7 protein-coding genes are annotated in these 12,967 nt (G+C 64.5%); all 7 read right to left on the reverse strand.

Annotated elements, in window-relative coordinates:
* Nucleotides 1–14: 14 nt before the first annotated feature.
* Nucleotides 15–1,055 (reverse strand): sulfate/molybdate ABC transporter ATP-binding protein, encoded by a 1,041-nt coding sequence (locus EOA19_RS09800; protein WP_023813221.1) that lies wholly within the window; start codon nucleotides 1,053–1,055, stop codon nucleotides 15–17.
* A 13-nt stretch (nucleotides 1,056–1,068) separates the two neighbouring features.
* The gene (gene cysW / locus EOA19_RS09805) at nucleotides 1,069–1,953 is read right to left on the reverse strand and encodes a sulfate ABC transporter permease subunit CysW (RefSeq protein WP_127270916.1); all 885 of its coding nucleotides are present in this window, start codon (nucleotides 1,951–1,953) and stop codon (nucleotides 1,069–1,071) included.
* Nucleotides 1,946–2,797 (reverse strand): sulfate ABC transporter permease subunit CysT, encoded by an 852-nt coding sequence (gene cysT / locus EOA19_RS09810; protein WP_013530875.1) that lies wholly within the window; start codon nucleotides 2,795–2,797, stop codon nucleotides 1,946–1,948. Before cysT ends, cysW begins: the two co-directional genes overlap by 8 nt.
* Before the next feature lie 21 nt (nucleotides 2,798–2,818).
* Entirely contained in the window at nucleotides 2,819–3,844 is a 1,026-nt protein-coding gene (locus EOA19_RS09815; protein ID WP_127271865.1) for a sulfate ABC transporter substrate-binding protein, read from the reverse strand.
* A 220-nt stretch (nucleotides 3,845–4,064) separates the two neighbouring features.
* Nucleotides 4,065–4,763: a M15 family metallopeptidase gene (locus tag EOA19_RS09820; protein ID WP_245486126.1), complete on the reverse strand. Its 699-nt coding sequence runs from the start codon at nucleotides 4,761–4,763 to the stop codon at nucleotides 4,065–4,067.
* Nucleotides 4,764–5,032: 269 nt separating this feature from the next.
* Nucleotides 5,033–7,114, reverse strand: a complete 2,082-nt coding sequence (pbpC, locus tag EOA19_RS09825; protein WP_128303433.1) for a penicillin-binding protein 1C — start codon at nucleotides 7,112–7,114, stop codon at nucleotides 5,033–5,035.
* Nucleotides 7,115–7,288: 174 nt separating this feature from the next.
* Nucleotides 7,289–12,787 carry an alpha-2-macroglobulin family protein gene (locus EOA19_RS09830; protein ID WP_128303434.1) on the reverse strand — a complete coding sequence of 1,833 codons (5,499 nt, stop codon included), beginning with the start codon at nucleotides 12,785–12,787 and terminating at the stop codon, nucleotides 7,289–7,291.
* Nucleotides 12,788–12,967 lie beyond the last annotated feature (180 nt).

The following is a 12,967-nucleotide window of genomic DNA, read 5'->3' on the forward strand; positions in this document are numbered from 1 at the left end:
CCTCGACCAGAGGATCAAGCCGCCGGAAAAAGCTTCCAGCGTCCGGGGCGGAACGCCACCCGGCTTTTCTGCGCCGCGGGGTGGTCGACGGGCAGTTCGATTTCGACCCGCTGGCGCTCTCCGCCGATCTCAAGCTCGACCCGGCGCGTGCCGGCGACGCGGCGGCTGGCGGCGACCGTGCCGGCGATACAGCCGCTGCAGCCGTCCAGCAGTTCGACATCATGCGGGCGGAAATAGAGCGTCGCATCGCCCGAGGGCTCGTTGGGCGCGGCAATCCCGATCGGACGGTCGGCGAGCCAGATCTCGCCATTCTCGACCTTGACGGGAAGCGAGCTTGATTCACCGATGAAGCCATAGACGAAGGGCGAGTTCGGCGTGTCGTAGATATCGTCGGCGGTGCCGACCTGCTCGATGCGGCCCTGGCTCATCACCACGACGCGGTCGGCAAGCTCCAGCGCCTCTTCCTGGTCGTGGGTGACGAAGACGGTGGTATGGCCGGTGGCGTCATGGATTTCGCGCAGCCAGCGGCGCAATTCCCGGCGCACCTGCGCGTCAAGCGCGCCGAACGGCTCGTCGAGCAGCAGCACCTTGGGCTCGATCGCCATGGCGCGCGCCAGCGCCACGCGCTGCCTCTGGCCGCCGGAGAGCTGCGCCGGATAGCGCTTTTCGAGCCCTGAAAGCTGGACGAGGTCCAGAAGCTCGGAGGCGCGACGGCGGATCTCCTGCGCCGGCGGGCGCGACGGTCCGTGCCGGACCTTCAGGCCGAAGCCGATATTGTCCGCCACCGTCATATGCCGGAACAGCGCATAGTGCTGGAAGACAAAGCCGACATTGCGCTCCTGGATCGACTTGTGCGAGGCGTCCTCGTCGCCGAAGAATATCTTTCCCCGTGTCGGCCGCTCCAGCCCGGCAATCAGCCTGAGCAGTGTCGTCTTGCCGGAACCGGACGGTCCCAGCAACGCGATCAGTTCGCCCGACTTGATGTCGAGCGAGACGTCGTGAAGCGCCGGAAACCGGTCAAACTCCTTGCGCACGTTGGCAACGCGAACTTCCATAGTGGTCCCTTTGTCAGTGCCCGCGTGTTGCGGCGATCTCGGCGCCGTAGCGCATCTCGAGAAGTGTTTTCAAGACCAGCGTGACGAGCGCCAGGCCCGCAAGCAATGAAGCGACGGCGAAGGCACCGACGGCGTTGTACTCGTTGTAGAGGATTTCGACATGCAGCGGCATGGTGTTGGTCAGGCCGCGTATGTGACCCGACACCACCGATACCGCGCCGAACTCGCCCATGGCACGCGCATTGCACAGGAGCACGCCGTAGAGCAGCCCCCATTTGACGTTGGGCAAGGTCACGTACCAGAAGGTCTGCCAGCCATTGGCGCCGAGCGAAAGCGCTGCCTCCTCGTCGCCATTGCCTTGTTCCTGCATCAGCGGGATCAACTCGCGGGCGACGAAGGGGAAGGTGACGAAGATTGTGGCCAGCACGATGCCCGGCACGGCAAACAGGATGACGATGCCATGCGCTTTCAGCCAGGTGCCGAGCAGCCCTTGGGCGCCGAACAGAAGCACATAAACGAGGCCCGATATGACCGGCGAGACCGAGAAGGGGAGGTCGATCAGCGTGGTCAGGAAGGCCTTGCCCTTGAACTCGAACTTGGCGATCGCCCAGGCGGCGGAGATGCCGAAGACGATGTTGAGCGGCACCGAGATCGCCGCCACCAGCAGCGTCAGCCGGATCGCCGAGCGGGTGTCGGCACTGCCGAGCGCTTCGGTGTAGGCACCGATGCCCTTGGCGAAGGCTTCGTTGAAGACGATGATCAGCGGCAAGAGCAGGAAAATGCCGAGGAAGGCGAAGGCGACGGCCATCAGAGCCAGGCGCGCAGGGCGGCTTTCCGTGACCGCCGCCGACTGGCTTTCATGATGCGGTTCGTAGGATTTGATCTCCGGGTCAGCCATAGCGCTTGCGGCTCCATGACTGTGCGAGGTTGACGACCAAAAGCATGATGAACGACAAAGCGAGCATGATCGCCGCGATCGCGGTTGCCGCCGGATAATTGTATTCCTCCAACCGAATAACGATCAGCAGCGGTGCGATTTCTGATTTGTAGGGCAAGTTGCCGGCGATGAAGATGACCGAGCCATATTCGCCGACGCCACGCGCGAAGGCGAGCGCGAAGCCGGTGACGATGGCCGGCGCCAGGCCCGGAAACAGGATGCGGGTGATGATCTGGAAGCGATTGGCGCCAAGCGTGGCGGCGGCTTCCTCCACTTCCTTGTCGATCTCCTCCATGATCGGCTGCACGGTGCGCACGACGAAGGGCAGGCCAATGAAGATCAGCGCGATGACGATACCGAGCGGCGTATAGGCTACCTTGATGCCGAGCGGCATCAGCAATTTGCCGATCCAGCCGTTCGGCGCGTAGAGCGTGGTCAGCGCGATGCCGGCCACAGCCGTCGGCAGGGCGAAGGGCAGGTCGACCATGGCATCGACGATGCGGCGGCCGGGGAAGCGGTAGCGCACCAGCACCCATGCGACCAGCGTGCCGAAGACGACGTTGACCGCAGCTGCGACGAAGGCGGTGCCGAAGCTGATTCTCAGCGCATTGATGGTGCGGCGATCGGTGGCGATCGCCCAGAATTCAGGCCAGCCAAGGGCGGCCGAGCGCCAGAGCAGCCCGGATAGCGGGATGAGGATAATGAGGGTGAGGTAGGCAAGCGAGAAGCCGAGCGTCAATCCGAAACCCGGAATTACGCTCGGCTGCCTGAATCGCCACCCCGCCTGGGCGGGTGCTGTGGTCATGTCGTCCTGAATATCGACTGCTTACTGGGGCTTGTAGATCTGGTCGAATATACCACCATCGCCGAAATGATAAGGCTGTGCTTTTTTCCAGCCACCAAACTGTGGATCGTCGATGGTTACGAGCTTGATCGGCGGCAGCTTGGCGAGGTCTTCGGCCGGCACCAGATCGGGCTTGGCAGGACGATAATGGTTCTTGGCGATGATCGTCTGCGCTTCTTTGGAATAGAGCCAGCTCAGATAGGCTTCGGCGACCTTGCGCGTGCCCTTGGCATCGACATTGGCGTCGACCACCGCCACCGGCGGTTCTGCCAGGATCGAGGTCGGCGGGTAGACGATGTCGAAATTGTCGGCACCGAACTCGTCGAGCGCCAGATAGGCCTCGTTTTCCCAGGCGATAAGCACATCGCCCAAGCCCTTTTGCGCGAAGGTCACGGTCGAGCCGCGCGCGCCGGTGTCGAGCACCGGGGCATTGGCGTAGAGCTTGCCGACGAACTCCTTGGTCTTGGCCTCGTCGCCGCCGTCATTGGCGTTAGCGTAGGCCCAGGCGGCGAGATAGTTCCAGCGCGCGCCGCCGGAGGTTTTAGGATTAGGCGTAATCACCTGGACACCGTCCTTGACGAGGTCGCTCCAGTCGTGAATGCCTTTGGGATTGCCCTTGCGAACGAGGAAGATGATGGTCGAGGTGTAAGGCGCTGAATTGTTTTCGAATTTGGTGCGCCAGTCCGGATTGATCTTCTTCGCCTTCGAGACGATGGCATTGATGTCGCCTTCAAGTGCCAGCGTCACCACATCGGCGTCGAGGCCATCGATCACGGCGCGGGCCTGGGCGCCCGATCCGCCATGCGACTGCTGGACGGTGACCGTCTCTCCGGTCTCGGCCTTCCAATGCGCGACGAAAGCTTCGTCATAGGCCTTGTAGAGCTCGCGTGTCGGATCGTAGGACACGTTGAGAATGGTGGTATCGGCAAACGCGAAACCGAGCGTGCCGAACTGGACAGATGTGGCGACCAGTGCGCCGAGCAGTTTCCTGAAATGAGGTTTGGTCATTTCTGCCTCCGTTGAACCCGCGCCAAATCTACCGAATTGGTAGAAATTAGATGCATTCAATGTTGCCTTTTTTGCCCCTCTTGAGAAAATGTTCGACGCCATTTCGCCGTTAGGAGAAATATTTTCCTCTTGCGGCCAAAGGAAGAATCCATGGCCCGGCCACTCAGCCTATCTAGCAAGGGGCGGTGCCGAGGCAAGGTGTGGAATTTGGTCCGGTGCATCAATCGGCGGTGATGGGAAAGTCGAAACGCTGTCTGGCGAACGGTTCGCTTTTCAGCGTGAAGTGCCACCATTCCCTTGCATAGTTCTTGAAGCCGCCAGCGCGCATGGCGTCGACAAGCATCTTGCGGTTTGCCGCCGCTTCACTGGCAAGGCCGCGGTGGGCGGTTTCGCTCATCGGATCAAAGCAGTCGAAGCCGGTGCCGAAATCGAGCGTGTCGGCATCAACCGCGCCACAGGCCGGGTTGGGGCTGGACCTGCGGTCCGTCCGGGCGATGGCGACGTCGACGGTCGAGCCTCGTGAATGGGTCGACAGCTCTCCGACATAGCCGTTGGCGATCAGGTCGCTGCGCCTGACCTTCGGATACCATTGCGGATCGGGCGGCCCGCCCTCGCGCGTCCATTCATTCATGTCGGCGACGGCGCGGGCAGGGCGGTAGCAATCGAACAACACCAGGGTCAAGCCTTTGGCGGCGATCGCTTTCTGGACGGCGGACAGTGCCTTTGCCGCCTGCCCAGTGAGGATGCAGGCCGGGGCGTCATAGCCGTCCACCTTGCGATGCAGGAAATTATCCGATCCGGCGTAGCGTATGTCCTGGCGGATCGAGGGATCGACATCGGCGAGCCGGACAAAGCCGGCGGGCAGGGCATCGGCCAAAGCGGGGAGTGTGGTTGCCGCGATAAGGATTGTTGCTGCCAGTGCTGAGGCTGCTGACGATAGAAGATGGCGCGAGGCACCCCCCTCTGCCCTGCCGGGCATCTCCCCCGCAAGGGGGGAGATTGGCAGCTTTGCCGTTGCGTATTGTCTTTGACAGTTGGCGAAAGCGGAAAGGACATCCGATCTCCCTCCTTGCGGGGGAGATGGCCGGCAGGCCAGAGGGGGGTGCCTCGGAACAGGCATGGGGTGAGTATCCTGCTATCCGCTGAGCCTGTGGAAAGCCAATTCCATGAATCGCTTCTTGGCGCGATCTATTCGACAAACACCTTCACACTCGCCGCACGCCCCGCGGCGTCGATGACGGTCAGCGTCGAATAGCCGGCGCCGTCGGGCTGCCAGGTCGCGGTGCGGCGACGATCGATGCCTACCAGCGGCTTGCCGTTGGCGAGCCAGCGGAACGGCGCCCGGCCGCCTTGCAGCTTCAGCACCAGTGGCGAGGCGTCGGCCGAATTGGTGCCGAGATCGACGCGGGCGCCGTCGGGCGGGAAGATGATGGTCGGTGCGGGTTCGGTCACTGTCGCCTGCACCAGTCCGTCCGGCCCGGCGCCGAAGCGGGCGAGGGTCACCGGGAGGTCCTCGCGCCTGGGGCTGAACACGCCGGGCGGCTTGCCCGGCAAGGGGACGGTGGCGAGGCCCGAGCGGACAAAACCCTCGAAGAGGATGGGAGCCGCCGAGACATAGCCGGATAGGCCGGGCACCGCGCCGGCGTCGGGGCGGCCGACCCAGACACCGAGCACATAGCGGCCGTCGAAGCCTACCGACCAGGCGTCGCGATAGCCGTAGGAGGTGCCGGTCTTGTAGGCGATGCCGCGCTGCAAGGCACCCTCGGGCGGCTTGACGCCCGACAATATGTCGATGATCTGCCAGTTGGCCTGACCGTCGAGGATGGTGGCGCTGGTGCGCTCGGCATTGGCAGGCTCGGTGCCATCATGCAGCGTGTGCGTCTTGCCGCCATTGGCGAGCCCTGTGTAGAGCTGGACGAGGTCGCGCAATGTCACCCCGACGCCGCCAAGACCGATGGCCAGGCCCGGGGCTTCGTTGACCGGCAGTATGGGGCTGACGCCGGCCTGGCGGAAGCGCGCCATCAGCCGCGTTGGCCCGACCGCGTCGAGCACGCGGATCGCCGGCACATTGAGCGACAATTGCAGCGCTTGCCGGATGCTGACATCGCCCTGGTAGCCCATATCGAAATTCTTCGGTCGGTAGCCGGAGAAATCGACGGGGCTGTCGTCGATCAGCGTTTCCTGCGCCACGAGGCCCTGTTCGAAGGCCAGACCGTAGATGAAGGGCTTCAGCGTCGAGCCGGGCGAGCGGACGATCTTTGTCATGTCGATCCAGCCGGAGCGGCTGGCGTCGAAGAAATTGGCCGAGCCGACTTCGCCAAGGATGTCGCCGGTGCGGGAGTCGGCCAGCACCATAGCGACCGACAGGCGAGGGCCGAGCTTGGTGGCCGCGTCCCTCGCCACCTGTTCCAGCCCCTCCTGGACGCTCTTGCGGATCGTCAGCTGCAAGGGCTGGCCGGGGACGGCCTTGGGCAACATCGCATAGGCGGCGTGCGCGGCGAGCGCCGGCAGCGTGCGGCGCAGGTCCGAGACATCGTCGAGGGCGGCCCGTGCGGCCTCGCGCTCGCCGAGCAGGCGGGAGGAGACCATTCGGGTCAGCACCCGGTCGCGGGCGGCGTGGGCGATCTTCAAATTGCGGTCGGGCCGGCGCTTTTCCGGCAATTGCGGCAGAGCGACGAGCAGGGCGGATTCGGAAACGGTGAGCCGTTTCGGCTCCTTGCCGAAATAGGCGAGCGAGGCGGCGCGCACGCCTTCCAGATTGCCGCCATAAGGCGCCAGCGTCAGGTAGCGTTCGAGGATCTCGCGTTTCGACAATCGCCGCTCGATCTGGATGGCGCGCAGCATCTGCTTGACCTTGGAGCCGAGGCTGCGGCTTTCGCGCGGCTCGATCAGCCGGGCAAGCTGCATCGAAAGCGTCGAGCCGCCGGAGACGATGTGGCCGCTCGTGGCGAACTGGCCGGCGGCGCGGGCCAGCGCCAGCACGTCGACACCTTCATGGTCCCAGAAACGCTTGTCTTCGTAGGTGACCAGCATGTCGACGAACTGCTTGTCGACCTGGTCGAGGCGGGTTTCGAGCCGCCAGTAGCCGTCCGGCGTGGCAAAGGCGCGCAACAATTCGCCGTCGCGATCCTGGACTTCGGTGGAGACCGTGAGTTCGGCTGGAAGCGGGGGTGGGAAAGCACGGTCGAGTTCCCAGAGGCTGGCTGCGGAGAGCGCCAAAAGGCAGGCGCCCCCTGCGGCTCCAATAGCGAGTTTGCGAAGTATCTTCATGGCTGGAAAGACGCCCCCTCATCCGGCCGCTTCGCGGCCACCTTCTCCCCGATGGGGAGAAGAGACTGGCGCCGGCGCTGGTCGTCTCCTCTCCCCTCGGGGAGAGGTCGACCGAGCGAAGAGGAGGGCGGGTGAGGGGGCACTTTGCTTATCGCGTCCATCACCATCGGAGCCTTACGGCGCCTTGACCTCCATCATGCCGGTGGCGGTGCGGGCCGAATATTGCGGCCGGTACATGTCCTCCACCGTTGCCGCCGGGTGCGCATAGGTACCCGGCGTCACCGCGCGCACGACATAGGCGAGTGTCAGATTGTGGTCATGATCGCCATCGGCCGGGTTGAACGCCGCGACGAAACGGTCGTCGCGGAATTCGAGATGGGCCGCATCGGTCTGCGCCAGCCAGGAGAAGTTCGTCAGCTGGGCGCTGGAGACCAGGCCGGGATTGTCGATCTCGAAGCCGGCCGGCAACAGGTCGGTGACCAGCAGGCGCGACGGCCATTTGTTCTGCTCGTTGACCTTGAGCACGACGACATAGCGTTCGTTCTGCGTCGCCTCGGTGACATTGGCCTCGGTGCCGTCGAGCTTGTAGTAGGTGCGGCTGATGGTGAAGCCGTCGCCGCCGGCCGGCAAGGGCTGGACCGGCGACGCCACGGTGGTAACGACTGCCTGCAGCGGGGTCTTGCCGGTGTTGGCGATGGTCAGCGGGCTGTCGGCCAGGTCAGAGCCTTCCACCTGGTTGGAGTAGCCGCCGGAATGCGCCGCGCCATTGACGGCCAGCGTGATCGAATCATTGCCTTCCTTCAGCGCGCGGGCCGCAAGCAGCATCCAGGATTCGTCCTGGGTGCTGGTCCAGCGGGCTTCGGCGCGTTCCCTGGTCACCAGCTTGATCAGTTCCGGCACGATTGTCGGCACCGGCTTGGATTCCGCCGCCAGCGCCAGCATCGCCGCGCCATCACGCAGCCGCGAACCGTAGTCGGAGCGGTAGTAGTCGTAGTCGGTGGTGGACTTTGCCAACTGCAAGGCAGTCTTGAAGGTGGCTTCGGCGCGCGGTGTATCGCCGTAGAGCGCCAGGCTTGCCGCCAGCTGGGCAACGGCCATCGGGCTTGAGAAAGCTTCGAGCTGGGTGTCCGCATAGTAGCGCAGGTCGCCGATCGAGGCCTTCTTGTTGCGGGCCAGAACGTAGAGGGCGTAGGCGATCTCGCTGCCACGGTCCTGGACGCTCTGGTCGTAGCCGAGCGAGTTCTGCAGATTGCTCAGCGCCTGGTTCATGGCCAGGCTCGGCACGTCGTATTTCTGCTCGCGCGCCCTGGTCAGGAAGTCGGTGACATAGGCATCGAGCCACAGATCGCCGGAGCCCGGACCCCACAGGCCGAAGCTGCCGCCCGAAGCCTGGTAGCTCAGAACCTTGTAGATGGCGTCCTGGATGCGGCCATGGATATCGGGATCGCTGGCCATGCCGATGCCGGATGCCAACTCATTGACGTAGAGAAGCGGCATGGCGCGGCTGGTGGTCTGCTCGGCGCAACCATAGGGGTAGCGGTCGAGCGTCATCAGCAGCGACGGCACGTCGAAGGCGGCGGCCTGCGAAACGCCGACGCTGACGGAGGCGCCGTTGAGCAGGCTGGCTGCCAGCAGTTCCTTGTCGACGCGCAGCGCTCCGCCATCACCTTTGAGGTCAACCACCAGCCGGGTGGTCACCGGTAATTGCGCCGGGCGCACCGGCACATAGAGCGTCTGCTCGACCTTGGTGCCGTCGGCATGGGCGAGCTTGATGGTGAGCGAGGCATTGCCGGCCGTCTGAGCGATCAGCGGCACGGTCAGCGTCTGGCGCTTGCCCTGGGCGAGCGTCAGCTTCTGGGGCAGGGGCTTGTCGCCGGTCGACAAGTCGCCCGTCGTTTCGATCGAGAACGCATAGTCGCCAACCGGACCATCGGTGTGGGCGACATCGAGGCGCATGACGGCGGCGTCACCAGGCGCCAGGAAGCGCGGCAGGCCGGCGGTGATCACGATGGGATCGCGCACGATGACATCGGACTGGGCGTGGCCGACCGCATCCTTGGTCCAGGCGACGGCCATGACGCGCACGGTGCCGTTGAACTGCGGGATGTCGAAGTCGACCCGCGCCTTGCCGTCGGCATCGAGCTCGACGATACCGGAGAAGAAGGCGACCAGCTTTTCGGTCGGCGGGCTGCCTTGCGCCTGCATGTTGGCGCCGTCGCCGCCGGTCCTGAGCTTGCCGGTGTTGCCAAGCGAGCCGTCGATCAGGCGGCCGTAGATGTCGCGGATTTCCATGCCCAGCATGCGCTGGCCGAAGAACCAGCTCTCCGGGTCCGGTACCTTGTAGTTGGTCAGGTTGAGGATGCCGACATCGACGGCGGCAACCATGACATAGGCATTGCTGCCCGGCTGCACGCCGGCGACCGAAACCGGGATCGACAGCTGCTGGCGCGGCATGGTCTTGTCCGGCGGCGTCAGGGTGACCGCGAGCTTCTTCGAGCCCGGATCGACCTTCAGCCATTTCACGCCGATGGCGCGCGCCGGCATGCGCGTTTCCTGCGCCTCGCCCGGCCGGAACAGGGTTGCGGTGACATAGGCGCCGGCGCCCCAGTCGTCGCCGACCGGGATGTCGACGGTGCTGCCGCCGGCCGGCACGGATGCCGTGACGGTCTTCAACAGCTTGTCGGAACCGATGTTGATGAGAAGTTCGCCGGCAAAGTGCGGCGAGACTTTCAGCCTGGCCACTTCGCCGGCGGCATAATTGTCCTTGTCGAGGGCGATTTCGAGGCCGTCAGGCGTTTCGGTGGTGGTCGAGGAGACATACCAGCCGGCATCGAACTCGTAGCTTGTCGCCGGTCCCTCGGGATCCGATGTCTCGACTTCGAGGCGGTACTGACCCCAGTCGACCGGCACGGAGACCGTTGCGTCGCCGTCGGCGCTGAGGTCGACCTGGCCGTTGGCGATCGACTTGGTGAAGTTGACCGGCTCGTAGTTCCAGGAATTGTTGGAGCGGTACCACTGGTAATTGCGTTCGACCTTGACCAGCGTCCACTGCGCGCCTTTCAGCGCCTCGCGCTTGCCGTCGGGATCGACGGCGATCAGGCTGAACTTGGCGGTGCCACCCTGCGGCACTTCATTGTCGGCGAAATCCGGACGGATGCCGATCATATGGCCTTGCGGGCGGATGCCGATGTTGAGCGAGCGCTCTATGGCGCGGCCGCCGGATTCGCGCATCCTCACCGTCACCTTGGCGTCGACCAGCTTGGTGGTCGAGGGCAGTTGGTCGACGGAGACCGGGAAGGTCACCTTGCCGTCATCGCCGACCACCGGCAGATCGGCGAGGGGGGTGACCGTGGGTTCGGCCGACTGCTCGTCGGCGAGACCGAAGGAAAAGCCCTGGAAGCGGTCCCAGTCGCGCGACGTCGACAGCGTCAGCTCGCCTTCCAGCGCCAGGCCCGCCGCCGGCGCGCCATAGAGGAAGCGGCCGTCAATGTCGATGTTGGCGGTTTCGCCCTGGGCAATCTCCTGCTTGTCGGCCTTCATGTCGAATTCGATGCGATCCGGTACGAAATCCTCGACCAGGAACATCTGGCTGGCCACCGCCGGCTGCTTGGGATCGGTGTAGATCGACACCGACCAGGTGCCGCGCATGGCGTTGGGTGCGAGGGGCAGGTCGACGGCATGGCCGCCGGCGGAGGCGCCGTCGCTGACGATGCGGCGATCCTCGACACCGTCGGGACGCGAGAAGATGAAGGTCAACGGCAGGTTTTCGACCCCCTTGGCGGCGCCGTCGCGGGCAAGGGCGGCGACATGGACATCCTCGCCGGCGCGGTAGATACCGCGTTCGGTCCAGGCATAGACGTCGAGCGCGCCGGGCGCCGCGCGTCCGGTGACGCCGCGGTCGGACAGGTCGAAGCCGGCCCGGCCCATGTCGAGGAAGACGAAATCATTGTCGCCCTGCTTGGCCATCAGCACGGCCGGGACCATGCCGCCGTCGCCGCGCGTCAGGCCGGGGTTGAAGACGGCATGGCCGTCGGCATCCGACGTCGCCGTGCCGAGAACCTCATTGTTCCTGGCAACCAGCGTCAGTTCGGCGCCGGCGATCGGCTTGGCGCTGCCCAGCGAACGGGCAAAGACATTGAGCCCGTCCTGGCCGGTATAGGTCGACAGACCGATGTCGGAGACGACGAACCATTGCGTGGCCATCGAATTGTAGTCGTCGCTCTTGTCGTTGACGGCCTGGGCGGTCAGCACGTAGACGCCGGGCTTGCGCTGCGGCAGCGCCTCATCAACCGGGAAGGAGGTGGTGACCTCCTTGTTGAGATCATTGGCGATGTCGAGCTGGCCTTGCCAGACCGGCGCGCCCATCTGTTCGGAAATGTTGGAGATGTCATAGCCGTCGAGCTGGTGCAGGAACTGGTAGCCCGACAGAAGCTGGGCCAGCGAACGATCGCCGATGCGGTAGAGCTTCATCTCGGCGGCGTTCATGTTGACGGTGACGACGGGAATGCCGCGGCGCGCGCCGGCCGGCAGCACGAAGCTGTCACCGGTGAAGCGGGCGGACGGTGCGCGGTCCTGCACATAGATCGACAGCACCACGGGAGCCGCGGTCACTTCGCCGATTGCCGCCGGCAGGCCGGCGCGGAAGGTGACGTCGTAGTGCTGGCCATGCTCCAGCCCTTCGACGCAGATCTGCTTGTCCTTGGCCTCGACGCCCTTGGGTGGCGCGTTGTCGACGGTGACGAACTGCGCGTAGTCGACGCCGGTCTTGACCAGATCCTCGGAGAATTGCGCGCAGATGCGCGGCGCGCTGGTGTCGGCGTCGACGGTATGGTCGATGACGCGAAAACCCTTGCGGGCCTTGAGATCGGCATAGTAGGCCTGGACCGTCGGCGAAGGGTTCAGGGCAAGGCTGGCCTCATAGGCCTGCAGCGCCGGCCGGTAGAGATCGCGCTTGTCGAGGCCGTTGCCGAGCAGCGCCAGCACTTCGGCGCGCGTCTTGGTGGTGCGCAACAATTTATAGGCGTTGAATGCGGCCGAAGTGCCGTTCGTCGGTAAAGTGGAAGCTTCGGATGTGCTGGCGGCGGGCTGAACGGCCAGCGTTTCACGCGCCAGGTTGAGCCAGAGCTGGCCATCATCGGGCAGCACCGAGACCGCTGCCTCGTATTTCAGCATGGCCGAGCGGTGGTCGCCGGTCAGTACGGCCTGTTCGGCGGCGCTCAGCAAGGCTGCCATGCCTTCTGTCGGTCTGTCATAGGCCGGGCCGAGCAGCTTGTTGCGGTATTGCTGGGCCTGGTCGGACATCCAGTTGGGGAAGAAGGCGAGTTCCGGCGGCGCGCCGATATCAGGGTCGCCATCGATGTTGACGACCTTGCCCGCGACCGCGCCGTTGAAGGTTTTCAACTGGTTGTAGTCGGATTTGAGGAAGCACCATTTGGCTTTTTTGTTGTAGGTGAAGGCGCGGCAGGCCGGGTCTCCCAGGCATGTCGTCTTGCACTGGTCGATTGTCACATTCTGGTCGGACCTGAGATCAAAGCCGAAATAGTCGGAATTGTCCGTTGTCGCTATTCGCCGGGCCTCGGCCGCTTGCGCGGCGCTGCTCCAGGCCAGGACATTGGCCCAGGCGAAAAACAGGAGAATCAGGATAGACAGACCACGAGCCGCGCGCATTGCCATAACACCCCTCCAGACACAGCTGACGTCCGGGCATGATCAAGCTTCAGTCAGGCTTGTCAACACAAGGACGCGGCAGGGTTCCGCCTGCCAGCGGTTTCCTTTCCGGCCGATGACCGGTAGTACCTCCATAGGACAGGGGATCACGCATTCTTGCGGCGACGCAAAAGGTGTGAATTCCAA

Origin of the sequence: Mesorhizobium sp. M7A.F.Ca.US.010.02.1.1 (genome assembly GCF_004023085.1) — a bacterium.
GTDB lineage: Bacteria > Pseudomonadota > Alphaproteobacteria > Rhizobiales > Rhizobiaceae > Mesorhizobium.

What these genes read in the sequence shown, in the direction of transcription:
- EOA19_RS09800 (WP_023813221.1), bottom strand. Translation starts at nt 1,055, where the DNA reads ATGGAAGTTCGCGTTGCCAACGTGCGCAAGGAGTTTGACCGGTTTCCG.
- cysW (WP_127270916.1), bottom strand. Translation starts at nt 1,953, where the DNA reads ATGGCTGACCCGGAGATCAAATCCTACGAACCGCATCATGAAAGCCAG.
- cysT (WP_013530875.1), bottom strand. Translation starts at nt 2,797, where the DNA reads ATGACCACAGCACCCGCCCAGGCGGGGTGGCGATTCAGGCAGCCGAGC.
- EOA19_RS09815 (WP_127271865.1), bottom strand. Translation starts at nt 3,844, where the DNA reads ATGACCAAACCTCATTTCAGGAAACTGCTCGGCGCACTGGTCGCCACA.
- pbpC (WP_128303433.1), bottom strand. Translation starts at nt 7,114, where the DNA reads ATGAAGATACTTCGCAAACTCGCTATTGGAGCCGCAGGGGGCGCCTGC.
- EOA19_RS09830 (WP_128303434.1), bottom strand. Translation starts at nt 12,787, where the DNA reads ATGGCAATGCGCGCGGCTCGTGGTCTGTCTATCCTGATTCTCCTGTTT.